Raw genomic sequence first — 23,855 nt, 5'->3', positions numbered from 1 at the left:
GCGTTAATGTAAGAAGGATAATCCCAACCCTTGCTGATGTCGTATTTACTTCAATTTTCAAAGTATTGAAGAAGTATCGGAAATGCAAAATACAAGGTTCAAGGACATGTGACCTGGATGCTGATCGGGAAACTGCGCGGTGGCCTGCGGCCTGAAGGCAAGACTGATCCGGATTCAGCACATTGTTCATCCGGATTCAAGGCTGCGATAAATTCATACTGAGATGCATTTGGATTCAAACCTGCAAATTCGTTAAATGTGTGACCTCCAGGCAGAACCTCAATCGTTCTGGAGCCATACCGGAACGTACCAGGCCGGTCCACGCTGATGCGAATGGCCACCAGCTCACCGTCCGTTGGATAGGGCTCAAGCAGCGCTGCGTCAAATGCAGGAACCCAGGACCAACCATCAAATCTGGACCCGACACACAAAGGAATCATCTCGCCACTGAAACCGGAAGGTTCGGAAACCTTCTGAAAGTGAACTGTATGCGTTGATGTTCCATTTCCATTGACTGCTGAAATTGTTGCTGATCCTGATTCGCAAACTCTATAACGGACGACCGTTTGACCCCCGGGACCAATTTCTTCAGAGATTTCACTAACTGACGAAGCCGGGTCAAATGTTACGCTGCTTCGATCTGCATCCTTCAATTGATACTGGAGACTTCCGCCACGACATTCGCAAAAAATATTAGGTCTACTATCTACATTGTAAATAGTGGGCTTGCAGGACAATATTGCAAAAAGCAACATAACATACACAAAATGGATTTTCATCTTTGGCATATTTTGACTGTTTAAAATTACAGCTTGGAATCTGATGTCATTCCCTGGTTAAAACTCCTTGTCATTCATCACAGCGTTTCGACATCTCTAACCCTATCCTTGGTTCTTGCACAAAAAAAGAACCTAAAATCTGAAGTACAACTTCTGTTTCGCCGAGTACAGCTCCCTCCCGGTAAATCCGGCTGATCGCAAGAAAGAGCGGTGCCAGGATCATCGAAATTTTCCAAACCGAAATTTGAAATGGATTTTCTACCATGATCGCTGGTATGGTTACGTGAAGCGAATTTAGAAAATATAAACCATTGCACCTAACAATTTCGATTTTCAACTAATAAATTTAAAAGCCTGGACCGCCCAATCCTTTCACCGAGAGCCCAAAACCTTTTCACTGCTTTGATGTTGAAAATACGGCATGCATTATTTACGTCGCGAACTCGTCATACCTGTCGATTTAGAACAGGCCTGGAAATTCTTTTCCTCTCCTGCAAATCTGAATGCCCTCACACCCAAAGCCCTGCACTTTAAAATATTGAGCGAATGCCCTCCTGAAATGTACGAAGGCCTGATCATCCGTTATCAGATTACTCCGATGGTGCGTTTCCCGGTCGAGTGGATCACGGAAATTACCCACATGAAAGAAAAGAGTTATTTTGTCGATGAACAAATAAAAGGGCCATACGCTTACTGGCATCACGAACATCATTTTAAAAAATTGGAGAGCGGTGTTCTGATGACCGATATCCTGTATTACGACATCGGAAAATCCATCCTGGGATGGATGGCAGGCAAACTGTTTGTGCACCAAAAAGTTCGGGACATTTTTAATTATCGCGAACATAAAATCCACGAATTATTTCCATCTTCCCTATGAAAAAAGAAATCGTCATTCCCATAATCTCCGCTTTCATTTGCCTGATCCTGGGAAGCGCAAGCGGATTTTTCAGTATGGCAGGTCCGGATCAATGGTACGCCGATCTGGTCAAACCCACCTGGAATCCACCATCCTGGATATTTGGACCTGTGTGGACAATACTCTATCTGATGATGGGGTATGCGGCGGGATTGATCCACCAGAGTAATCATCCTCTTAAAAATTCAGCACTGGCTGTTTTTGGATTGCAACTCCTGCTCAATTTAAGCTGGTCATTTATTTTTTTCAGATTTCATCATCCCGGTTTTGCATTTTTGGAAATTTTAATGTTGTGGATTACCATCATCTGGACATTCAAAAAATTTTACTCCATACAAGCAAAAGCAGCCTGGCTGCTATTTCCATATTTGTTGTGGGTAAGCTTCGCGTCCATACTCAATGCTAGCATTTGGCAGCTGAATGCAGCTTGAATAATATTGGCCTTGACTCTTGTTTTCAATTCCATAAATAAGCTTACTTAAAACTTTCATTCTGTGGTGTTGAATTTAAATTTTCAACCACCTGCCCACAGCAAATTCAATTCCCATCCGCAATTATTTGTATTTTAGTCCTTCAAAACAAAATCATCAACTATGAAAAATCAATTGATCGCTACTGCTGTTGCCGGACTGATCATCTTCATCTGGCAATTTATGACCTGGGGCATGCTGAATCTGCATGGTGCTGAATTCACCTACACCCCAAATCAGGACGCTATCCTGGCTGCCCTTCATGCAAATCTTACGGAAGATGGTAATTACTACCTACCCACACTCCCACCCGGTAGCACACAAGACCAACACGAAACCGCAATGAAAGACATGATGGGTAAACCCTGGGCGATGATCAAATACCACAAATCCATGGAAATGAGCATGGGCACAAATATGCTTCGCGGAATTACAGTTGATTTGCTTGCTGCCTTTTTATTGATCTGGTTGCTCACGCAATTCCGCGAAACGAGTTTTAAAACGATTCTCAGCAGTTCACTTGCTGTTGGATTCATCGGTTACCTGAGCATCACGTACACCAACCGGATCTGGTTTGAAACCAATTCGATTGTTTATCTGCTCGACACCGTTGTGATCTGGGGTTTGGTAGGTTGCTGGCTGGGATGGTGGATGAACCGAGGAGGAAAGTAGTTTCGTAGTTTCGACATTTAGGCTTGGAGGAGTGGAGTCCCGATAAAATATTGAGAATTATTTCTTTACTAAAATATGATGCAATTTTATCGGGATGGAGGCTTTTAGGCTGGGAGGCTTTTAGGCGTGTAGGCTTGTAGGCGTGGAGGCTTTTAGGCGTGGAGGGGTTTAAGATTTTCGCCAAAGCCTTTATTTCTTTAAGCTTTTCGCGTTCAGCTTTGAGTTCCATTCACCTTTTCCCCTTTTCCCCTTTTTACCTTTAAACCTTAAGTTCTAACATCTTTAATTCCATTGGTCCTTCCGAAACCAATATCATCTAGGAGGCTAAGGGAAATCACTTATTTTCTTATGTCCATGCTCTATTTTTCTTAAAAAATAGGTATGCATAAATCATTGATTTTTTTATTATCTTTTTTCGTAGTGATTGGAGTTGTCCATACTCAAAATATTGTAAATCTTCTGATAGAACCTGAAACCGGAAGTGCGGGTTATATCATTGATGTTGTTGAACGTAATGATGGCTATTATGCTGCAGGATATTTACAATTTGTAGATCATACTGAATTGTGGGTGTTGCGCATTGATTATTCAGGAAATATCATTTGGCAAAAGAAATTCAACAGGGATGGCGTTAACGCTGCCGGAAATCCCTACACCTGGATAAGTGGTAGCATTAGCTTAAGTCAAGATGGGGATTGTTATGTTTTGGGTAGAGAAAGCTCCTATTTGGGCTTGGGTATTAATGAATACCGGGGTTTTGTTGTGAAAATAAATGCATCAGGAGATTTGCTATGGAAAACCTATATTGGAATACACGGAATAACCGGTGAAAGCGATATGATCACAGATTCAGACAACAATGTTGTTGTTGTTGGTCATGATATTGACTTTGTTTTGAATATCGGCAAACTGGTTAAATTAAACTCCTCAGGAACAGTGTTGTTCACTGAACAGTTTAAAAGCGATGAGGAAGCCATTTTGTCAATGAATACGATCGCTGAAACTGCCGATCACCATTATGCCATAGCTGGGTTCCAAAGGACGGATTGGGATCGAGATCGGGCTGTTGTATTTAAAGTATCAAAACTGGGAAGTTTAATTTGGAAAAATGTATACTTCTCCGGAAAATTTGCTCAGGGCGATTCCACTGTGGCTTATCCCCTGTCAATTTGTGCCTCAAAAGACAGCAGCATCTGGATAGCTGGGGAAGCCAGGAAGTCTTCAATTGGGAATTCACAAGGCTTTTTATTAAAATGCTCTCAATCCGGTTTAAAATTGGAATCTCAACTTGTATTGGCTGATAAATTCCCAGGCGATGTAAATGACAATCTAATCAGTTGGATATATGAAAAATCCGATAAGTTGTATTTCCAGTTTGACGAGGGCTATGATGTAAAGTATGGCATCAATCTGCATTTACCTTCAGGAGCTATTTTACAACAAGGATACTCCACCAATCCATTAAGATACCAAAGAAATATCAAACTCATCAATCGATTCGGGCAGCCAGTATTTGCCGGTGGTGGCGAAGTATATTTCGGGAGTATCAAGTATGGCTTGTTACTTGTCACGACAGAGGAAGGGCTTTGGTTGCCTCCGGAAATAAAAAGCATAGAAACTAACAACGATTATCCTTTGTTAGTAAGCAGTACCGGAAAGCATATAGGCATCGGCCGTTTGTTCCAATTATCAAAAACCCAGGATTTTGCCTCTATTGAATATGAGAAGGCCATCAACTCAGATTCAACGCTTTTGGATTTTAGAAAAATATCCAATGGGACATATTACATTCGTTTGGCGAATGTTGGACAATATGGAAACCGGGTTTTTAGCGCTGCGGAAAAAATAGAATTTAACAGTGAATACAAATATCGCTTTGCAGGAATTGTATATCAGGCAAGCAGCGAATATTCACCAACAGATTATTCTGCAAGCCAGGTAAAATATGCACCTAATGTATATCCCAGATATGGCGATTTTGCATCTGCGTGGGCATCTTCTACGGCAGATGGAAGAAGAGAGTTCCTTCATCTGGGATATGACTTTCCTTCAAAAATAAAAGGTGTCGCAGTTTTTGAAACCTACTACCCTGGAGCAGTTGATACAGTGTTTGCCTTAAATCCTAATACGAATCAATGGATACCACTTTATGTCGGAAATGCAGCACCTGCACCAGCAACCGCCAGGATTTTTCAAGTAAATTTTAGCCCCACAGATTTTAAAGTAAGTCAAATCAGGGTTGCTATAAATTCACCTGCTGTACCTGGATATAATGAGATTGATGCGATTGGTTTAATTGATGTAGAGTCCGTAAATCAAGAAGACATTCATGGTTCTGAAATTAATTTTTATACCTGGCGTGCTGGAAATAAAATCTATATCGAATTTGATAATGCATTGTCAGCACAGGCCCTTTGCGAATTATACTCCCTCACCGGCGTGAAGTTGTTGTCCCGAAAAATTCAACAGGGAGAAAAAATGATAATCCTAGAAGACACAGATGAATTGAGCCTGAAGGTTGTAAAACTGTATATGTCCCGTACAAGCCAGACGAGGTTGACATATTGAGGTTTTGACTTTTTGACCTTTAGAAGTTTTGACTTTTCGACGTTTCGATGTCTTGGCGTTTAGGCTTGGAGGCGTTTAGGCTTGGAAGCTTGGAGGCATGGAGGCTTTTAGGCATGGAGGCTTTTAGGCTTAGAGGCTTTTAGCTTTTCGCGTTCAGCTTTGAGCCCCATTCACCTTTTTACCTTATCGCCTTCGTCACCTCCTTCCCTCCCAGATACACCTTCAGCACTTTCGTTTTGGCGAGTTCTTCGTCACTGCAGGTGAGCAGGTTTCGATCCAAAATAATGAAGTCGGCTAATTTGCCGGGTTCGAGACTGCCTTTGATGTTTTCTTCTTTTGCAGCATAGGCATTCCAAATGGTGTAAGATCGCAATGCCTCAATTCTTGACATTTTTTGTTCAGAAAAAAACTCGAGTCCGTTATCCAGACGTTTTCGGGTAATGGCTGCATACATACATTCGAAAGGATTGACAGATTCCACCGGACAGTCGGTTCCGTTAGCCAGTTTTGCGCCTGAATCGATGAGGGATCTCCAGGCATAAGATCCTTCCCGTGCTCTTTTTTCACCCAATCTTTTTTCGACAAAAGGCGCATCAGAAGTACAATGTACCGCTTGCATCGATGCAATCACTTTCAATTGATTAAATCTCGGAATATCATCCGGATCCAGATGTTGCGCGTGTTCAATTCGCCAGCGATGATCCTCTGAACTGTTTGGCGGATAATGTTTCTCAAATACATTGAGGATTTCCCGGTTTGCACGATCGCCGATTCCATGTACGCATAATTGTAAATTTTTTTGTTGACACCAGGCTGCAATTCTATCGAGGTCTTCAATCGACATGGTGTTTTGTCCGAAGTGATCCGGTTTATCTTCATAGTCTTCCAGCATCCATGCGCCATAACTACCCAATGCTCCATCCACATAGGCCTTTGCTGCTTTCACACAAAAATTAGTGTGAGCATTCAACTCGATTGGCAATGATTTTATTTTTTCTTCCATATCCTTCGGATTGGCGTACAACATGACCCACATTCGCGTATTGAGTAAATTCGAATCGCATAAATTTTTGAGAATCCGGATCTCATTCAAATCTGAACCCGCATCCTGAAAACTGGTGATGCCGTATTCCAGACAAGCATTGGATGCGGCGATGGCCTGCCTTCGAATTTCCGATTCCCTTTCCTGTTGGGATCTCTTTTGTTCTTCAATTTGCTGAGCTGATTGGATCAGCGCCATGGCATTCTCTTCAAAAACACCCGTTAGTTTTCCATTGGGATCTTTCACAATTCTTCCTCCTGCAGGTGATTTACTTTCAGGAGTTATTCCTGCCAGGTCCATGGCTTTTTTATTTGCCATGAGCGCATGACCGGAAGCATGTATCAATACAACCGGATGGTCGGGACTCACTGCACTCAATGCATCGTGATAAGGATAACCATTGTACTTCATCTCTGCTTCGTCTTTCCATTTTTCCTGATGCCAGCCGCGACCATCAATCCATTGACCGGGTTCCGCCTGTTCCACCGCAACTTTGGTTTTTTCAATAACATCCGACCAGGATGTAGAATATAAAAGATTCAGCGACATCAGACTCTGCCCCAGACCTAAAAAATGTCCGTGACCTTCGATCAGACCCGGCATAAGAAAAGCACCGGAAAGATCTATGACTTCTGTGGATGGACCTACAAGCTCTTTCAACTGATCGAAATCTCCTGTTTTCAAAATGCGTCCTTTACCGACAGCCATTGCGGAAATTAGCTCATCGCCGGGATTAGCCGTGTAGATCTGTCCGCCATGCAGAATAAGATCTGCCTTATCCTCCTTTCTGCAGGAAAATGCCACCGCGAAAAGAATACAAAAAATGAATATTGGATTTAGTTTTGCCTTCATTATGGCAAATGTAAGCCCCGGCGAAGAGTTACTCAAGATGTTTGAAAAATTTGTTCAGGAGTCTGCCGACAAATCAGGCCCGGACAGTTTATACAAACCCATAGATTATATCCTTTCACTGGGAGGAAAAAGAATACGGCCTATCGCTCTCCTGCTGGTCAGCAAATTATTGAACGGGAATGCAGATGCATCGCTGCATGCAGCTTACGGCATCGAACTGTTTCACAATTTCTCCTTGATGCACGACGATATCATGGATGCCTCGGAGTTCAGAAGATCGCAGGCAACCGTACATAAAAAATTCGGTGTGAATGCAGCCATTTTATCCGGAGATGTAATGCTTATCGATGCCATGCGTTCTCTGCGCATCACCGAACAGATCAGTGGCGTTGGAGGCCTTACCGATCTCTTATTGCAAACGGCGAAGGAAGTCTGTGAAGGGCAAGCTATGGACATGGAATTTGAGACGAGGTCAGTTGTGAATTTGAGTGAATACATCGAAATGATCCGCCTCAAAACGGCTGTCTTGCTGGCCGCTTGTTTTAAAATGGCCGCTTTGATCAGTCAGAGAGCCGATCTGGCGGATGCATTGTATGAGCTCGGAATTCAGGCTGGCATCGGCTTTCAACTGGAAGACGATTGGCTGGACTATTATTCTGAAAACGCAGCTTTTGGAAAAGTGTATGCCGGTGATATCAGAAGAGGTAAAAAATCCGGATTGATCCTCGAATTGGCCGAACACCTGGATCCAATTGAAAAAAAGACATTCCTCCATACCTATCAGGAAGAACAGGATCCGTTGAAAAGAATTCAAATCGTTGAAAGTTATTTGATGCAATATCCGGTCCGCGAAAAATTGAGAGAACGATTTTTAAATTACAAAGTCCAATCATTTAAATTGATACAGGAATTGGAGGTAAGCGATGTGGTGCGTTTACAACTCCGTGAATTCATTCAACAAATACTGGAACGAAAAAAGTAGAGAAAGCTGGAAGCGATAAGCTGGAAGCGATAAGCTGGAAGCGATAAGCTGGAAGCGATAAGCAACGGAATTTTTGAAGAAAAATTTAGGGGTTTTGACATTTAGGCGTGGAGGCATGGAGGCATGGAGGCGCGGAGGCGTGGAGGCATGTAGGCATGTAGGCGTGTAGGCTGGGAGTCCCGATAAAATATAGAGAATTATTTCTTTACTAAAATATTATGCAATTTTATCGGGATGGAGGGCTGGAGGCGTGGAGGCTTTTAGTCCCGATAAAATATAAAGAATTATTTCTTTACTAAAATATTATGCAATTTTATCGGGATGGAGGCTTGTAGGCATGGAGGCTTATAGGCCTTTTGCTCAATTTGATCAGAACATTCATTCAAATTTAGATCCTGGAATGAAAGAAGCCTAAACAGATACTTTTGCATCATCTAACAATTGTTAGTTCCAACTTTTGCTTCTGGAATGCGATGTAGGATTGTGATTTTAACGCGGGCATCCTAAACGCGAAATTGCGTTCAGGTTAAAAAATAAATGTTAAGATGGCCCAGGGCAGCAAACTAATATTTGATGAATTTGTTGGCAATGAATGAAAAGAAATGAGTTTTTACAAAGTCTGGCCATGATCCCGGTCACTGCAAGTCTCCTACCTTTAAATGCTCTTGAAAAATTGGTCGATGATCTGGATAGCGGTCCGAAAATGCCTGTCTTGTTTTTAGGACATGGAAGTCCGATGAATGCCATTGAAGAAAATGAATTTGTACAAGGCTTCAGAAATATTGCCAAAACTTTGCCCAAACCCAAAGCCATTGTTTGTATTTCAGCGCATTGGGAAACGGATGGAAGTTTTGTAACAGCCATGGCCAAACCACGGACCATTCACGATTTCGGTGGATTTCCGAAAGCACTTTATGAACAACAATATCCGGCTGCTGGAAATCCCACGTTGGCCAAAGAAATTAAAAGCTTAGTTACAAAAACCGAGATCGGATTGGATCAGCAATGGGGACTCGATCACGGTGCATGGACGGTCATTAAACATTTGTATCCTAAAGCGGATGTTCCGGTCATTCAATTGAGTCTGGACCTCAGAAAAAGTCCGCAAGCTCATTACGAACTGGCAAGGGAGTTACAGGCGCTGCGCAAAAAAGGAATTTTAATCATTGGCAGTGGCAACATGGTACACAATTTGGGATTGGTTGCATGGGATAAGTTGAATAAAATCGATTATGCCTTTGACTGGGCATTGGAAGCCAAAGAAAAAATGAAAAATTATCTGTTGAGTGGTGACCATCAAAAACTCATCGATTATCAGAAGCAGGGAAAAGCTTTTCAACTTGCCATCCCTACAGCAGAACATTATTTGCCCTTACTTTATACCCTGGGTTTACAAAACAAAAATGAAAAACTCCAACTCTTCAATGACAAAGCTGTTGGTGGATCGTTGACGATGACTTCTATTCGGGTAGGTTAAGGAAAACGCTTGAAAGAGGAAAAGGGTAAAAGGGGTTTCAGTGAATCCAATCAATGCAATGGTCGTTTCTTGATCATGCCGCCACGGGTATCTTTGATTGGGTATTGAATCACAAATGCATCGGGATCTATTTTATCGATTTCGAGCAGCACCCGGGTCACTTCAAGTCGCGTGACTACACAAAAAAGTACATTTTTATCTTCCAGCGAAGTTCCTTTTTTTCCATGTCCGCCTTCCGATTTAAATACCGTAAATCCGCGGCCAATTTTATCGGCAATGGTTTGTTTGATATCTTCGGATGCCTCAGACACAATCATGATTCCAATATATTCTTCAATACCATTGATGATAAAATCAACCGTTTTGGATGCAGCCAGATAAGTGAGCATCGAATACATAGCGGTTTCGATATTTACAATTAAAGCAGCCACAGCAAATAAAACAATATTGAACACTGCAATAAAATCACCAACGGTCAAACTCGAGCGCCTGCTAACAGCTATTGCAAGTACTTCAGTACCATCGATTACAGATCCTCCCCGGATTGACAATCCTATGCCCGCACCTAAAAAAAATCCACCGAAAACTGCGATCAGCAGTTTGTCGACAGTAACGACCGGAAATTCGACAAAATAAACAAGCATTGCCAAAGCAATGATGGCCAGGCTGCTTTTAATACCAAATTGAAGCGAGATTTGTCTTGTACCTAAAATAATAAACGGAAGATTAACCAATATGATGAGAAAGGACAGTCCAATTCCGGTCTGTATGTTCAACAACAGAGAAACACCCATTGCACCACCATCGAGAAAATGGCTGGGCAGTAAAAAGCATTTCAGTCCGATACCAGCCATAAACACTCCCAGGGAAATAAACAATACGTCTTTGATCTGTCTGTGAAGGATGGTTCGCCGTATAAATTCGTTTTCGTGTATTTTTAATATTCTCTTCATCCAAGTTTCTTTTTAATCATTAAGTTCATTTACAGCAAAGAAGTGCCCTTGTGATCTTCAGGCTTTAATTCGCCTCGAATTACTTAAAGATAAATTCACAAACCGCGAACCCATCGTTTCAAAAATGTGCCGCCTCCAATGAAAGAATTTTTAACCGAATTTTTACCGAATATTCAGATCTATCAGGATGATCTGCCGGACAATTTAAATCCGATAAAAGCCATTGGTAAATATGCACCCACCAGATCCAGGATCGTAAACCAAACCGGAGAAGGCAATTGAATGACATTGGTTATTCCGCCGGCAAGAAAAAATACGCCGACCACCATCGCCATTACAAATGGCTTGTTAGCTGCAATCTTGGCGGATATGAAAGCTCCCACGAGGGTTCCCAATGCATGAGCTAAAAAAGGCATGATAAAATGTTTGGGCTGAAATAAAGACATTGAAGCTTTCAGGCCTTCCATGGTGGTAACATCAGCCCCTTCCGGTGGGGGGATCACAGAGGCACTCATCATAATGATTCCCATATTGACAATGCTGCCTACGATGAGACCAGCTACAACTGCAAGAATGTTTTTTAGTATTGGATTCATGATTAGGAAATTTGCATTAAAGATAATTAGAATTGGGAGAAAGGGAGATTAGAGGTTTAAGGCTAATGGCGGAAGGCTCAAGTCTCAAGGCCTAAGGCTTAAGGCGTAAGGCTTAAGGTGAGAAGCAGTAAAAAAAGTGCAACTTCGAAATATCGAAAAAAATAATCCATCAAGTGATTGACTGTCCAATAAACAGGAGCGTTTTTGTAAAAGGCACTTCGATATGTATTTCCCGCATACCGTATTCCTGATTGAATGGTTTTCTATGCTTCATGTGTTGGATCAGGCTTTCTATTTCAAGCCATAATGCATCGATATCATCCACTTCCAGGTAAAATTCCATTTGTCCAATATCCTCACCGGCCGGTAACAGATGAACAGTTCGTTCATCCTTTTCAAAGATAGAATATTTATCAGTCTCCATTTGTGGTTTAAAACCAAGAACTTCTTTAAAAAATCTGCCCGTCCCAACCAGATTGTAGGTCGGGATCATAGGACTTAAAAAAAGCGCTTTGTAATGTAGCATCTGTTTTTTTATTTACAAATTTAAATCATTGGAGCCTGTGTGTAGTCTTTCACTAATCGAATTTCCCTTTGTGAATGATAAAGTGACTACAACTGATGATGAACATTTAGTCCATTGGGATAAAATGCTGGATGCTAAATCAAATTATATTTTTATACTTGGTTGATTTAAAAGCAAAAAAAAAGAAACTACAATACCGTTTTATTGTTTAGCTCTTTTTCACTCCCCAACAAGTAATACTCTGGTATCCCTTTCATAACTCGTCTCAAATTTTAATAAAATCGCCTGTTGTTTCATTAAATCGGGAAATCGCTTTTCAATGTGGTGTTGTCCCTTACCTACATTCATTTTTGTTTCTTCATCCAGTTTGCGACCATCCAGGGTCCATAGAGAAATTTGGATATCTGTGTTTTGAATAATCTGAAAATGCATATTCAGAAATCCGTTGTTTGGATTGGGGTACACTCTAAGTTGTAAACTTCCATTGGAGTGTCGGTTTAATTCGTCTGTTGCAGTGCTTTGATTTTTAATTAAATTAACTTTAATTAACTGGCTGCTTGCCACGCTTTGTGAACCATCATTTATCCAAAAAACATTTGCAGCAGCGCTGCTGATACCGCCAAAGATATATCCCAAATGTGTCACTCCGTTTGGAAAATCATCCAATTTCAAAACGCTATTTTCGTAGCGGGGTAAATTCTCAAGCGGAATAAATTCGCTTCCGGCACCCAATAATCCCGGCAATTCGACCGGTAATTTATATTCTGCCATCGAACCATCTGCCGTCCGTGTTACTCTGGCAACTGTTTTGACAAATGGTACATTGTTATCCTGTACTAAAATTCCCGAACTGTCATAGAACTGCGCAATACCTCCAAAAAAGATCGTATGCATTTCATTGCCGAATGCAGAAAAAATGGGAATATTTGCACAATGGTAATGGTTATAGTGCTGGACAAAATTGTCATTCACAGCATAAGATGTGGCATCAATGTTTACACAATTCAGGAAGGGCAAATCAACCTGCTTTTGAAATACACCTGAAAAGGCGGTCAAACCAAATTGGCCATCCGGCAATATCTGCGGCACGACATTGTAATCTCTTCGGTGCAATTGCTGTTCATCGGTGAATCCCGGTAAATGATCTATGGTAATAGTTGTACCGTTATCCATTAACTTAAATTTTCGGATCTGGTTGGTATATTCTTGCTCAAATCCCGGACCATGAGCAGGACCCATGGGATTATATCTTCCTATAAATTTCTGACCTCCTACCAAATGATAAACATCTTCTATTTTTTCCAATCTTCCGCCGGCTACCTGAAACAATGGATCCCTTATCTGGCGAATAAAGCTTGTAAAATCGCGTCCATCGATAATAGCTTTCATAACGGAAGGAACATCAATAGCGGTAAGATTTTCAAAAGTCGTATGGTCTCCAAGCGTTTCACTGTATCCGTAACCTCCTATAAGATACAGGAAATTATTCTGCTGATAGAATTCCATGTTGGTCGACTTCAATTGCTCACGAATGCCAGCAGTCAAAGAACTCAAAGGAGCTGACCACTTCTGACGCGCAACCGGATCGATCACAAAAATTTGATTATTGTGTCCGGCCAAATCAAAACTTGCAAAAGGCTGTCTTTGATGAAGACCATCCAACCTCCCTCCCACAATCAGCCATTTTCCATCGTGCCGACCAAAAGCAAAGGATTGAATGCCGCCCAGACCGGGGATTTTAAAAGGCTCTATCGAAATGCTGAAAGGCGAAGTCTGAGATTGCACATTACCCCAAATCAACAGCATAAAAAAGTATAGCCCCATCTTCTTAATATTCATAAACCGATTTTAATGTAACAAAGTTATGTTTTAGATTTCTTCTCCTTTGTGACTTGAGTCACATAGTTCAATGATATTGTCAATTTGGATGTTTGTCATGATTCCTTAATTCTAAACTCAACAATAATTTCCCTTAATTCATAAAGCTTTTAGGACTCCATATCCATTTCAATTTAAATAATTAACTTCGTTGGTTATCAAAACGAATCCTATGTTCTGGTTACTTATAGTTATTGTCTATTTGTTCTTTCCATTGCTTGCTTATGCACAATACAAGAAGCAAAAAAGGAATGGACTGGAACCCGACTATACCTTCCAAATAAAAGATTTGCGCTCGAATGCAAAGGTGCCTGAATCTATACAACTCATGAGAACTGGCATATGGACCTTGGTCATTACCGTGCTGAGTATTTTTCCACTTATGGGACTGCCTGGTGGACTCCTTATAGAACTCCTGCATCTTTTTGGAATACTCCCCGCTGATAAATTGGCAGGTGAAGATCTCTGGCCGGCTGCACTGGTTGTATCCTTTACTCTTCCCTTTGGTTGGCCATTGGCTGTTTTGGTCAGAAATTTAGGAGCTCAATCCAACCGCGTTTCACCGACTGTATTGTTTTGGTCAGTATTGTTGTTATGGGTCTTCGTACTTATTATGTTATTAGTATTTATGATGTAACATACCTTAATGAATATCCATAATACATCTCACTGTTCTTTGGGTTACAACGCTTGTTATCCAATCTCAATTGGGATCTTGTTTGATTTTTAGCATTAAGGAATCTTCAATGGTTGCTTTCACGCTGACCACCGAATCCACTAATTCATTCGGAATCGTCATCGAAAGTACGTAATGCCTGATTTTCCATTCCTCCCCTGTTTTTTCAACAACTCCGGATCCCCGGCAAATCTTCATTTGTGTATCGAGCAGTTCGTCAAACCAGGCTAAACCACAAGATGAAGAAATATAAATATTTCTTTCAAGTGCTTTAAAGCTCCAGGCCTTTCCCCGATCAAAATAGGGTTTTGCAAATTCCATGAACTCTTTTTTATTCCAATTCTCAGTTGCATCCGTGCCAATAAATACCGACTCCTCCGCAAGAAAACCAAAATATGCATTAAAATCAGCTTTTGCTGCTGCATCATGCCATTGATCGAGCATTCCTGATATTTTATGCTCATCTTCAGATAAATTCGCGGGGGCATCCATCTTACATGATGTCCACATCCATAACATAAATAAAACAAGTGGAACTTGAAACTTACAGACTTTCATTTTTATGTTCATATTAAAATTTTTTAAAAAACGATTACTCCGCTTTTTCAACATTGTAATTTACATCTACAAGTGTAAAGTTACCATAAACGACAGGTCCTTCAGCGTAATGATAAATGGCCTCGGCCTTTGATGCAAGGTTGTATCCATGATAATCTCTATATTCGTACAAAGGTGTAGACCAAGGCATTTTTTTACCGGCATCGGCATTATACCTGTCTTCCGAACTGAAATTAACAAGCTGACCCTCATCATTGAAATACAACCATGCTGTTACAGACAAATCCCCGTTTGTGAATCTGGCATTCACGCGATTTCCATCTGTTGTCAGCCACCTTATTCTTTTGTCAATCAGTGAAGCCGGTGCCAGGACACACATATCGTTAAAAAAAGTGACGGTTTCTGCGAGATCCATTTCATTACCATCTAAATATTGAACACGAAACATCGACAACAACCGAATATCCATAAATGCCTTTCGATCTTTGTATCTGTGGTATCCCGCCACCGGTAATTGCTTCATGACTGCATTCATATAAAATAAACGCGATGCATGTTCTAACGTATTGTATTGGCTTGTATGCAAAAACATCCAGTCCGATGCTTCGTTTTTCCGGATCTGCCCCGAAAACAAAACTTTAAAATTTTGGACTTTAGGTTTACCCAGACATTGTGTATAACGCAAATAATTCTGCACTGGCACAGGAAGTCCTGCCAGATCACCCTCGGTTAAAAGATCCGCATACTTCTTCGCAACGTTTTTTAATTCAATATTTACATCCTCAAGAAAACTTCGGTTGAATTTCCAGCCAAATAGACCGGCAAGGGTCATGAAAAGAATCAGCACATTGGCCAGTGTACCGTATTTAGCGTCGCTCCAATAAAAAACAATGAGCCCTTGGGATATCAGAACAGCAATGAGTCCCGGCATCCACCAAAACTGCGTTTTTAAATACAGGAAAAACGCAGCGAGAATAAATAATATTCCAGCCAGCAACCATAAAATTCCAACAGGTTTTGAAATCTCCTTTGCAATCTGAGTCACCTGACCCCATTGAAACGCCTTTGCGAATCCAATGAAATGTATGAAAGCATGTACAACGATTACAATGAGCCCTGCAATTTTCATCATCTCCTCGAATTATCTATTGAACACAAAAAATAAGAGCTGAAAAACTATAAATGCCAGCCAACCCATCCAAACGCATGTCCTTACGTACTTGCCTTTAAGTCACGCCTGGCTACATCAGCGAAAATACAAAATTATAGCAAAGAGCCCTGCGTCATTTCTCACAGGGCTCGTGATTTCTTTGCTTAGCCCAATTTTGAATGGAGGAATGAAGCCCAATGTTCGATAGATTGAAGTTCACCACTCAATTGGGGGCTGCGATCAAAATTGTAAAACTCAAATCGGATTTCTTCAAGTCCCTTTTGTTTTGGTATAAAAGTCAATTCCAATCTGACCGGAACCTTAAATCCCGGATTGCCCGTTGATGCTTCCCTGAAAGACTTGATAATTTTACAATCTGCCACGTCTGCAAGGTTCACTGCCTGCTTTTGATATTCCAGATCCTTGAGATTTACAAAAAATATAAATTTTTTACGCTCGTCATAACCAATGATATAATCTCCACAAATTTCAGAAGTGTGTAATTCACAATGAAATTGTCCGGCCAGCTCCTCTATTTGGAGTTTGAATTTTTTTTCCCTCTTTTTCCGGCTTCTTCGGCTCAGTAAAAAAGGTAATAAGATGATAGAAACCAGCAATACAGCAATGAGAATTGAATTGAAATCCATTATAGATAATTTTAAGAATAATTGATAAAATGCCCTGACACGGAAGTGTCAAGTTTGAAATTTTAAAATTCAGCATGCATCCAGAAATCACTGACCATTCGCTGTGCTCACATTTATAAATTCATACCTGAACCCGTGTGCAAATCCGGGTATTAAAAAATATACACAGCTGGTCGTCATGAAATGGGCTGCACCCTCAAAAAAGATACAAAAGGGCCGTATTACCAGAAAAAATGATAGGGAAATATCAATCTGGATGTCCGGAGTTTTACCATAAATGTGGTGGTATATAAATATCCGGATTTAAAAGTTTGAGTTAAAACAGGTGATGGAAATATTACAAATCCTCTGATTTCTGAAACGGAAGGATTTACCCTGGTCTCAAAAGTTTTCTTAATGCCTGCAAAACTGTTCTGATTTTCTGTTGCCGGATTTATGGCATGGTAACTGACACTGGTTAGATAGGTATTGGTTTGCTCGTTGGGTAAAGTAAAATGCTGATGAGCCACCTGAGGTGGGCCTGAAAACAGGACTGCAGCCAAATAAAGTGCTGAAATTGCAATAGAACACCATAAATTCAGTACTTTTTTCACAGAACAACCCATGTTTATCAATCGGACAATCAAGCTCAAAAATACTAAATTGTGTTGACCGCTGAAATTTTATACAAGAGCAATGGATCAGGAGTTCCATGCATGGCAATCGAACCTTCGCGTTGAAAACCCAATTTTTCCAACAAGCGTTTTGAACTGAGGTTATCCGGCTTGGTGATGGCTGCCATTTCATGCATATGCAATTGCTGCATTCCAAATTGAACCACGGCTACAGCACTTTCAAAAGCAAATCCTAAACCCTGAAATTCCGATAAAAATGCAAAGCCGAGATCCGGCCAATCCAGCGTTTCCCTCTTCAGTAGACCACAGATTCCTATAGAAACCTGAGACTCCTTACGCACGACCAAATACAAACCAAAACCATGTTCCGCATAACTTTTGAGTGGACCATTTTGAAGATACCCTATTGCCTGCTCCTCTGTTTTTACATTTTTATCGCCGATGTATTGAAGCCATCCGGGACTGTTGAGCAATTCAATCAGAAATGGAGCATCCGAAAATGTAAGCCGTCTGAGCAGCAGGCGCTGAGTTTCCAGAACTACTTCGGCTGTGTCCTGGGCATTTTCTTTTTCATGGAATTCCAATGAAGACAATTTTATTGAATAAAAATTCAGGCATTTGCCTTGCGAACGAATTTCGTCAGAATGACTATGGTACTTCCTTCGATTTTACCTTCAATTTGTTCTGCATTATCGGGTACCAGCTTGATCTTGGCTACTTTGGTTCCCTTTGCAGCCATAATATTTGAACCTTTTACGTTTAAACTTTCTGTCAGGAAAACGGTATCGCCACTGTTTAATACCATTCCATATGCATCCTTATGCACCACTTCGTTCGCCTGAGCTTCGCTTTCTGCAAGCGCCCAGGTTAATTCCTCTTCAGTAAGATAAGCACCATCAATGGCCAATTGCGCCCAATCCTGGTCCTTTAATTTCAGCAATAAATTATATGAAAGCACTTTGACGGAAGGAATTTCACTCCATACACTACCGGTTAAAAACCGAAAATAGTTGGGATCCGCTTCATGGATGTTACTTATGTTTTCCCGGCATGTGGAACAAACCACAACGAGCGCATCATCGGAATCATCCGGTCTTCCGGGAACTGCCTGAGTCCCGAAATTTTCAGCAGGTTCACTGCAAAGTTCACAACGTTGCTGACTTCTGGTCAATAGATTGGGAGAAAGACTCATCGCGAATAATAAATGAAAGGTCAAAAAAAAAAAAAAAAAATTAAAACTTGCCTGAATGCAGTGCAAATTATTTCTATGGAAAGGCAAAGCCTTTAAGCCCGCAAATGTAAGAAAATATACTTAGAATAGAAGAATGGCGGCTTGTAACAGGACTATCCTCAATCTAAAAGTCGAATAAGTCACCTAAGAAGGAGTCCTTCTTTTTTCGTTTATAATCGTAATGTTTGTCGTCGTCGTGTCTTTTATCATAATAGGGATCATGAGGCCTTTGAGGCTGTTGAGTTTTATGGCCCGATTCGGCTTGCAAAGTCCGTTCGATGATTTTGTCGAGTTCGCCCCGGTCCAGCCAGACGCCTCTGCAATCCGGACAATAGTCAATTTCAACACCATTGCGGTCGGTCATCATTAAATTTACATTGCATGTTGGACATTTCATTTGATGCTTATTTTGTAGAGATACTAAAATTAAAAAATTTATTTTTTGATTTGAATTTCTATCCGGCTTTACCCAAACACTTGAAATACTTCGAACTCCAACAATTAATACGCATTCGGACAAAAAGTTTAAAAAACTTTCAGATTTTTTCCTCTCCTGTTTTATTTGTTCAAATTCAGATTGATCTTATAGATTTTACTGAGCCCATTTTCGCTTTGCTGAATTGTTTTTTGAAAATCATCGATGTCTTTAAATTTCTTAGGTTTCACATGGCTTCGACGACTCGTAAAATACAGGATCCCGTTTTTTTCGTCGTAATAGGGACAATACTCCATGGATTTGGTATTGACAGTTGGACCTAAACTAACAGCCGCACTCCATTGATCTGAAGAGCCTCTGAACGAAATGTACAAATCTCCACTTCCTAATCCTCCTGGGGCATTGTATTTCGTATAAATGATAAAATCTTCCTTTCGCGAAAGAAACGCATTGAACTCATAACCGCTGCTGTTGATACTGCTGTCGAGCAGTTGTGGCGAATCGTAAAATTGACCATTCCATTTGGCTATATAAATATCATCCTTGCCCATTCCCTGCTTCCGGGCAGATGTGAAGCACAGATGACCATGTTCAGATACTGTTGGATAAAATTCATCATCACTTGTATTGACGGGTCCACCCAGATTACGGGGATGGGACCAGGGTGCATTGATTCCTGTTCGCTCGATGTACCAGATGTCGTAATCCTTTGCATTTTTTGACGTGTCGTTCAGTGGCCTGTTGGATACAAAATAAAGCCTTAGCTGATCGGGAGACAGAAAGGGCTCCATATCGGACCATACATCAGAAAAATGCAACAACTGCGGTGCAGTCCACTTCCCGTGCTCCCGTTTCATAAAAGCAATTTGTGAAATCTCCTCCATCGGCGATTGGATTGTAAAGTAAATTTCATCCTGCTTGTCTGACATAGCAAAGTCTCTTAAATTGTGAAAACCATGCAGCGCTTCATTTGCAAATTCAATTTTTGGAGTATCCTGCGATGTGGATTTTTCGATGATGGATACTAATAACATTAACCATCCTATTTTACGAACCATGAATGCGCTTTTCATTTAGAAATCAATTATTTTATTTGGATTTAATAAAGATCTAACATCATTGTTCATACTTCTATGGCCATCCAGTGTATTGTCAAACGGAGTGTTTAAACAAGACCAATGTATGCCAATTTGGGGCCGTTCAAAATCTCTAGACACTTGTACAAGCCAAATAAACGACCTTAAAAACCACAACAGAGATGAAGCCTATTCCGATACAGCGCTCTGTATTTAATTGATAGATGCATTTCACCGACAGCGGAAAAAGAACAAAGAACGCCAAATGGTATAAGCCCTCAAAACACCAAACCACAATTGCTTGAACTGAAACTGCCCCTCCTGTAATTGAATCCTGCATTACATTAAAATTTCCCATCGCAACCCATAAACTTACGGGCAAATCATGAATAAGTGCCACGTACATCGCTGTGCTGATGCTAAAGGCAAGAAGCAAAAGACCCGTTTCGAAACCCGCCTGCGGTTTTAAACAGCTTGCCAGCTGGTGCAAGGCAAAATACGCAGCAAGCCAGGCCAACATCAATCCTGTAAGGAACATTAAAATACTCAAAGGAAAATACTTCAACGTACTCATCTTTAAAACGGAAGTGAACACATCCGGAATTTCACCACTGGTCACAAGCAACAGGCTCATGAGTGTATAAAAACCGATGGGAATGGATAAGAACTTAAATCCAAGTACTAATTTATTGGGCCTGTTCATCAAATCCTGCAATACAAGTTGCGGATACCTTAAGACACTGAAATACAATTCCCAAATGGGTTTCATTGCATTCCACATTTAAAGTTATCCCGCAAATTGTGCAAATTAAATCCGGTGATATTTTTGAAACTGAACATAGTAATCAAAAGCTGGCCACTTCGTGTTGCCTATAAATTTTTTTCATCTACAAAATACATATCAATTTCTCCTTTGTGCTTAGCGGACACTTTACCCCGGTAACTGCATTTGAAATGGCCTTTAACCTGTTCATAGGTAGCGCCGCTGATATTTATTTTACCAGCCTCTCCGGCGGTTTCAAGCCGGGAAGCGGTATTCACGGTGTCGCCCCAAATGTCATAAGCGAATTTCATCACTCCCACAATGCCTGCAACGACGGGACCTGTATGAATTCCAATCCTGATATCGTAAAGATCTTTCCCGTCTCTTTTGCATTTGTGCATATACTGCTGGAGGTCCCAGGCTGCATTGACCACATCTAAAGCATGGGTGTTGTTTGCCGCAGGCAATCCACCGGCACACATGTAACTATCTCCAATGGTCTTAATTTTTTCGATGGGATATTTGGAAATAATCCTGTCAAAAGCTTCGAAATACGAATGAATATCTTCAACAAGTTGTTTAGGAGTGAGATTTTCAGAAATTTTTGTAAAGTCCTTAAAATCTGTAAACATCACGGTGACTTCCTCGTATTGTCTCGCTTCCGCACTCCCCTTTTCTTTTAATTCTTCGGCCACTTCGGATGGCAAAATATTGAGCAGCAATTCATCGGTGCGGAGTTTTTCTTTTTTGATCCGGTTGCGCTGAATAAAAAATACTCCGGCAAATAACATCAACAGAACTGAACCCGCAATCCAGCCATTTCTGATTAGCTTTTGTTCATTCACTTCTGCCTCTTTCTTGCGGAGTTCGTCGAGATGTTTTTCTGCCTCCACTTTATTGCGCGCCCCCATCAGATATAACAAGCTTTTCTGCCGGGTCAATGTATCTTTAGCTGCGTTTGCCGAATCGAGGTACAAATAGGCTTCTTTGGTCATCCCTCTCTCTGAAAATACTTTGGCCATGATAGGATAAACTTTTGCACGGACCAGAGTATTCGATCGGTTAATTTTATTGTGGATAATTTGCTTTGCTTGTAAAATGCAATCCATGGCCCGCTCCATTTGCCCAAAAGAAATGTATATAGACCCACAAGTAGCCAGAGAAAGCGCAGCACTTAAATTGGATCCCCGCTCTAAACTTATTTCTACATCTTTCTCAAATAATGGCAATGCCTTTTCCAACATGCCTTGTTTGTAGTAGATATCTGCTTTATTTCCGGCAATGATGCCAATCCATTCTTCGTCATTGTAAATCTTCGCCATTTCTTCAGCTTTGTTGAAGAAGTACTCTGATGAATCATATACCTGGAGGTTGCTGTAACACAGACCCAAAGTGTTGATTGGAGAAATATTTTCTTTCCATCGGTCTCTGGGTAATATCGTATAAAATTGCAATAAATATTGTTTGGCCGTAACGTAATCGGTAAAAAAATAAAATTTAGATGCCAATTCTCTTAAGTACAGTAATTTTCTGGGGAATTCTGAAAGTTGGAAATCATCGTAAATGCGGTTACCGTATAAATAATATTCCAGGGATTGTGCATAAGATTTCTTCTTCCAATAATAATTTCCTGCAATTTGCAGGATGTCTGCCCGAAGAAACTCATTATGATGCAGTTGTGCCTCATCCAGGGCTTGATGGATCAAACTCTGAAGACTGTCGGAGTATAAATCTTTTTCGACCAGATAATTCATACTTAACAATCTTACCAAAAAAATATAATCCGGATCCGTCGTTTCCAAACTGGATTGATACAAAGCGTCGAGCTCGATCATGGCCTTTGCACTATCCAATCCATTTAGATAATGATATACAGAATCCAGCGTTTCCGAATGCAAGGCATACGCGCCTTGCTTCTGTGCACATAGATTCACTCCGAATAGCGCAATCAGGACTATTTGAAAAATAACAGACAGGGAGAATCGTCTCTCAAATATTTTGAAAACATGTATATGCCATGTATGACACTTAAAAGAGATCATAGAAATACTGCAAGCTATTTTAACTTTAAACCAATCAAAGATAAGCGGTACAATTTTGAAACTCATTAGAAATTCAAAACCCGATTCTAAGCTCCGAAAGGGATCAATTTGAGGTTTTCGACTTCCCTTGCAGATAGCCCTGGCTTGCAAGCAACCAGGAGTCTGATTCCCAAGCTCTTAAATTATCAGGCTGAAATCATTATCCTTTTATAACCCAACCATTCCACTTCGCGTTCAGATTGCGGCTGTTCAAAAGCGTAGCGATCTTACGTTGAGTTGGAAATTATAAGTGAAAATTATTCAATTCATTTTTGGTGGATTCCGAAAGATTTGGTCTTAATGGGTTCTTTCCCAATCTTCCAGGCCCAATTGATACCACCAATGCGGTTCCGAATCGCATTCAAAGGCATTCATTTTTCGAAATCCGGTATTCTCCAGGACTTTTTGCGAAGCCAGATTTTCCAGATGCACGGCTGCGTAAATTTTTTTCAGGCCCATTTCATGGAATCCGTATTCAAGTGTGGCCGATGCACATTCAGTGGCAACTCCCTTACCCCAGGAGCTTCTGACAATGCGGTATCCGAGATCGTGATAATTTTGATGTCCGTTGAGTGTGTCCGTAACCCATTTTAATCCGCACCAACCTATGAATTTACCAGAGGTTTTTTCAATCACTGCCCAGCGGCCAATGCCATGATCGAGATATTGTTTTCGAATGGATTCGATGACTTTCGACAATTGTTCTTTATCTGTTACAGGACAATTACCAAGATAGCGGTGCACTTCGGGATCCGAGTCCAGTTCATAAAATCCTTCGAGATCTTCCGGACGGATATCCCTCAAAATAAAACGAGCAGTTTCCAAATGCAACTCCATATGCGCTCGCAAAATCCGAAGAAAATACGGAACGCAGCAAATTAATTTCTCACACGACGCGTACTTACATCT

The 23,855-nt window shown here is 40.8% G+C and carries 25 protein-coding genes; 7 read left to right on the top strand and 18 right to left on the bottom strand.

The features are described from left to right. Positions 1–98 precede the first annotated feature (98 nt). Positions 99–779 carry a hypothetical protein gene (locus IPM34_06840; GenBank protein ID MBK8955256.1) on the bottom strand — a complete coding sequence of 227 codons (681 nt, stop codon included), beginning with the start codon at positions 777–779 and terminating at the stop codon, positions 99–101. Between the two features lie 70 nt (positions 780–849). Next, positions 850–1,044, bottom strand: coding sequence for a hypothetical protein (locus tag IPM34_06835; GenBank protein MBK8955255.1), 195 nt, complete (start codon positions 1,042–1,044; stop codon positions 850–852). Between the two features lie 156 nt (positions 1,045–1,200). Here IPM34_06835 and IPM34_06830 point away from each other — a divergent pair, with 156 nt between their 5' ends. From IPM34_06830 to IPM34_06815, 4 genes are all read left to right on the top strand, one after another. Then, positions 1,201–1,659 (top strand): SRPBCC family protein, encoded by a 459-nt coding sequence (locus IPM34_06830; protein MBK8955254.1) that lies wholly within the window; start codon positions 1,201–1,203, stop codon positions 1,657–1,659. Beyond that, positions 1,656–2,129 carry a tryptophan-rich sensory protein gene (locus IPM34_06825; GenBank protein MBK8955253.1) on the top strand — a complete coding sequence of 158 codons (474 nt, stop codon included), beginning with the start codon at positions 1,656–1,658 and terminating at the stop codon, positions 2,127–2,129. The genes IPM34_06830 and IPM34_06825 overlap by 4 nt, the downstream gene beginning before the upstream one ends. A gap of 162 nt (positions 2,130–2,291) precedes the next feature. After that, complete coding sequence (locus IPM34_06820; GenBank protein ID MBK8955252.1) at positions 2,292–2,840, top strand: hypothetical protein; 549 nt, start codon at positions 2,292–2,294, stop codon at positions 2,838–2,840. Between the two features lie 381 nt (positions 2,841–3,221). Then, on the top strand, positions 3,222–5,408 hold the full coding sequence (locus IPM34_06815; protein ID MBK8955251.1) for a hypothetical protein: 2,187 nt from the start codon (positions 3,222–3,224) through the stop codon (positions 5,406–5,408). A gap of 178 nt (positions 5,409–5,586) precedes the next feature. Here IPM34_06815 and IPM34_06810 read toward each other — a convergent pair whose 3' ends face one another. Continuing rightward, complete coding sequence (locus IPM34_06810) at positions 5,587–7,302, bottom strand: amidohydrolase (protein ID MBK8955250.1); 1,716 nt, start codon at positions 7,300–7,302, stop codon at positions 5,587–5,589. Position 7,303: 1 nt separating this feature from the next. Here IPM34_06810 and IPM34_06805 point away from each other — a divergent pair, with 1 nt between their 5' ends. Together IPM34_06805 and ygiD are read left to right on the top strand one after the other, a co-directional pair. Further along, positions 7,304–8,284, top strand: a complete 981-nt coding sequence (locus IPM34_06805; protein MBK8955249.1) for a polyprenyl synthetase family protein — start codon at positions 7,304–7,306, stop codon at positions 8,282–8,284. A gap of 592 nt (positions 8,285–8,876) precedes the next feature. After that, on the top strand, positions 8,877–9,761 hold the full coding sequence (ygiD, locus tag IPM34_06800; protein ID MBK8955248.1) for a 4,5-DOPA dioxygenase extradiol: 885 nt from the start codon (positions 8,877–8,879) through the stop codon (positions 9,759–9,761). Positions 9,762–9,811: 50 nt separating this feature from the next. Here ygiD and IPM34_06795 read toward each other — a convergent pair whose 3' ends face one another. The 4 genes from IPM34_06795 to IPM34_06780 form a co-directional block, all read right to left on the bottom strand. After that, positions 9,812–10,714 (bottom strand): YitT family protein, encoded by a 903-nt coding sequence (locus IPM34_06795; GenBank protein MBK8955247.1) that lies wholly within the window; start codon positions 10,712–10,714, stop codon positions 9,812–9,814. Between the two features lie 182 nt (positions 10,715–10,896). Further along, the gene (locus tag IPM34_06790) at positions 10,897–11,310 is read right to left on the bottom strand and encodes a hypothetical protein (protein ID MBK8955246.1); all 414 of its coding nucleotides are present in this window, start codon (positions 11,308–11,310) and stop codon (positions 10,897–10,899) included. A gap of 169 nt (positions 11,311–11,479) precedes the next feature. Further along, entirely contained in the window at positions 11,480–11,836 is a 357-nt protein-coding gene (locus IPM34_06785; protein ID MBK8955245.1) for a hypothetical protein, read from the bottom strand. A gap of 219 nt (positions 11,837–12,055) precedes the next feature. Beyond that, complete coding sequence (locus IPM34_06780) at positions 12,056–13,675, bottom strand: T9SS C-terminal target domain-containing protein (GenBank protein MBK8955244.1); 1,620 nt, start codon at positions 13,673–13,675, stop codon at positions 12,056–12,058. Positions 13,676–13,886: 211 nt separating this feature from the next. Between IPM34_06780 and IPM34_06775 the strand changes: the two genes are divergently transcribed. After that, the gene (locus IPM34_06775) at positions 13,887–14,351 is read left to right on the top strand and encodes a hypothetical protein (GenBank protein MBK8955243.1); all 465 of its coding nucleotides are present in this window, start codon (positions 13,887–13,889) and stop codon (positions 14,349–14,351) included. A gap of 66 nt (positions 14,352–14,417) precedes the next feature. Here the strand turns inward: IPM34_06775 and IPM34_06770 are convergent, their stop codons facing one another. The 11 genes from IPM34_06770 to IPM34_06720 all read right to left on the bottom strand — a co-directional run bounded on the left by IPM34_06770 (position 14,418) and on the right by IPM34_06720 (position 23,783). Further along, on the bottom strand, positions 14,418–14,909 hold the full coding sequence (locus tag IPM34_06770) for a nuclear transport factor 2 family protein (GenBank protein MBK8955242.1): 492 nt from the start codon (positions 14,907–14,909) through the stop codon (positions 14,418–14,420). A gap of 73 nt (positions 14,910–14,982) precedes the next feature. Continuing rightward, entirely contained in the window at positions 14,983–16,080 is a 1,098-nt protein-coding gene (locus IPM34_06765; GenBank protein ID MBK8955241.1) for an SdpI family protein, read from the bottom strand. 182 nt (positions 16,081–16,262) lie between these two features. Continuing rightward, on the bottom strand, positions 16,263–16,745 hold the full coding sequence (locus tag IPM34_06760) for a hypothetical protein (GenBank protein ID MBK8955240.1): 483 nt from the start codon (positions 16,743–16,745) through the stop codon (positions 16,263–16,265). A 221-nt stretch (positions 16,746–16,966) separates the two neighbouring features. Next, positions 16,967–17,338 carry a hypothetical protein gene (locus tag IPM34_06755; GenBank protein ID MBK8955239.1) on the bottom strand — a complete coding sequence of 124 codons (372 nt, stop codon included), beginning with the start codon at positions 17,336–17,338 and terminating at the stop codon, positions 16,967–16,969. 44 nt (positions 17,339–17,382) lie between these two features. Then, on the bottom strand, positions 17,383–17,943 hold the full coding sequence (locus IPM34_06750) for a GNAT family N-acetyltransferase (protein ID MBK8955238.1): 561 nt from the start codon (positions 17,941–17,943) through the stop codon (positions 17,383–17,385). Between the two features lie 26 nt (positions 17,944–17,969). Continuing rightward, positions 17,970–18,551: a PhnA domain-containing protein gene (locus IPM34_06745; GenBank protein MBK8955237.1), complete on the bottom strand. Its 582-nt coding sequence runs from the start codon at positions 18,549–18,551 to the stop codon at positions 17,970–17,972. A gap of 163 nt (positions 18,552–18,714) precedes the next feature. Further along, positions 18,715–18,987, bottom strand: a complete 273-nt coding sequence (locus IPM34_06740) for a zf-TFIIB domain-containing protein (GenBank protein MBK8955236.1) — start codon at positions 18,985–18,987, stop codon at positions 18,715–18,717. A gap of 161 nt (positions 18,988–19,148) precedes the next feature. Continuing rightward, positions 19,149–20,099, bottom strand: coding sequence for a PD40 domain-containing protein (locus tag IPM34_06735; GenBank protein ID MBK8955235.1), 951 nt, complete (start codon positions 20,097–20,099; stop codon positions 19,149–19,151). Between the two features lie 136 nt (positions 20,100–20,235). Beyond that, positions 20,236–20,871, bottom strand: a complete 636-nt coding sequence (locus IPM34_06730) for a hypothetical protein (protein MBK8955234.1) — start codon at positions 20,869–20,871, stop codon at positions 20,236–20,238. 101 nt (positions 20,872–20,972) lie between these two features. Beyond that, positions 20,973–22,973 (bottom strand): hypothetical protein, encoded by a 2,001-nt coding sequence (locus tag IPM34_06725; protein ID MBK8955233.1) that lies wholly within the window; start codon positions 22,971–22,973, stop codon positions 20,973–20,975. Between the two features lie 270 nt (positions 22,974–23,243). Next, positions 23,244–23,783, bottom strand: coding sequence for a GNAT family N-acetyltransferase (locus tag IPM34_06720; protein MBK8955232.1), 540 nt, complete (start codon positions 23,781–23,783; stop codon positions 23,244–23,246). Positions 23,784–23,855: the final 72 nt, after the last annotated feature.

The sequence above is a fragment of the Saprospiraceae bacterium genome (genome assembly GCA_016716185.1).
Lineage (GTDB): Bacteria > Bacteroidota > Bacteroidia > Chitinophagales > Saprospiraceae > Vicinibacter.
Note: the sequence above shows the minus strand (reverse complement) of the source record. Positions and strands in the feature narration are given on the sequence as shown.

Bases quoted from the DNA above. Each gene is read 5' to 3' on its own strand.
- IPM34_06745 (MBK8955237.1), bottom strand. From the start codon at position 18,551: ATGAGTCTTTCTCCCAATCTATTGACCAGAAGTCAGCAACGTTGTGAA.
- IPM34_06780 (MBK8955244.1), bottom strand. From the start codon at position 13,675: ATGAATATTAAGAAGATGGGGCTATACTTTTTTATGCTGTTGATTTGG.
- IPM34_06730 (MBK8955234.1), bottom strand. From the start codon at position 20,871: ATGAAACCCATTTGGGAATTGTATTTCAGTGTCTTAAGGTATCCGCAA.
- IPM34_06805 (MBK8955249.1), top strand. From the start codon at position 7,304: ATGGCAAATGTAAGCCCCGGCGAAGAGTTACTCAAGATGTTTGAAAAA.
- IPM34_06840 (MBK8955256.1), bottom strand. From the start codon at position 779: ATGAAAATCCATTTTGTGTATGTTATGTTGCTTTTTGCAATATTGTCC.
- IPM34_06785 (MBK8955245.1), bottom strand. From the start codon at position 11,836: ATGCTACATTACAAAGCGCTTTTTTTAAGTCCTATGATCCCGACCTAC.
- IPM34_06815 (MBK8955251.1), top strand. From the start codon at position 3,222: ATGCATAAATCATTGATTTTTTTATTATCTTTTTTCGTAGTGATTGGA.
- IPM34_06810 (MBK8955250.1), bottom strand. From the start codon at position 7,302: ATGAAGGCAAAACTAAATCCAATATTCATTTTTTGTATTCTTTTCGCG.
- IPM34_06770 (MBK8955242.1), bottom strand. From the start codon at position 14,909: ATGTTATGGATGTGGACATCATGTAAGATGGATGCCCCCGCGAATTTA.
- IPM34_06795 (MBK8955247.1), bottom strand. From the start codon at position 10,714: ATGAAGAGAATATTAAAAATACACGAAAACGAATTTATACGGCGAACC.
- IPM34_06740 (MBK8955236.1), bottom strand. From the start codon at position 18,987: ATGAAATGTCCAACATGCAATGTAAATTTAATGATGACCGACCGCAAT.
- IPM34_06825 (MBK8955253.1), top strand. From the start codon at position 1,656: ATGAAAAAAGAAATCGTCATTCCCATAATCTCCGCTTTCATTTGCCTG.
- IPM34_06725 (MBK8955233.1), bottom strand. From the start codon at position 22,973: ATGAGTTTCAAAATTGTACCGCTTATCTTTGATTGGTTTAAAGTTAAA.
- IPM34_06775 (MBK8955243.1), top strand. From the start codon at position 13,887: ATGTTCTGGTTACTTATAGTTATTGTCTATTTGTTCTTTCCATTGCTT.
- IPM34_06835 (MBK8955255.1), bottom strand. From the start codon at position 1,044: ATGGTAGAAAATCCATTTCAAATTTCGGTTTGGAAAATTTCGATGATC.
- ygiD (MBK8955248.1), top strand. From the start codon at position 8,877: ATGAAAAGAAATGAGTTTTTACAAAGTCTGGCCATGATCCCGGTCACT.
- IPM34_06790 (MBK8955246.1), bottom strand. From the start codon at position 11,310: ATGAATCCAATACTAAAAAACATTCTTGCAGTTGTAGCTGGTCTCATC.
- IPM34_06735 (MBK8955235.1), bottom strand. From the start codon at position 20,099: ATGAAAAGCGCATTCATGGTTCGTAAAATAGGATGGTTAATGTTATTA.
- IPM34_06765 (MBK8955241.1), bottom strand. From the start codon at position 16,080: ATGATGAAAATTGCAGGGCTCATTGTAATCGTTGTACATGCTTTCATA.
- IPM34_06830 (MBK8955254.1), top strand. From the start codon at position 1,201: ATGCATTATTTACGTCGCGAACTCGTCATACCTGTCGATTTAGAACAG.
- IPM34_06820 (MBK8955252.1), top strand. From the start codon at position 2,292: ATGAAAAATCAATTGATCGCTACTGCTGTTGCCGGACTGATCATCTTC.
- IPM34_06760 (MBK8955240.1), bottom strand. From the start codon at position 16,745: ATGGATTTCAATTCAATTCTCATTGCTGTATTGCTGGTTTCTATCATC.
- IPM34_06720 (MBK8955232.1), bottom strand. From the start codon at position 23,783: ATGGAGTTGCATTTGGAAACTGCTCGTTTTATTTTGAGGGATATCCGT.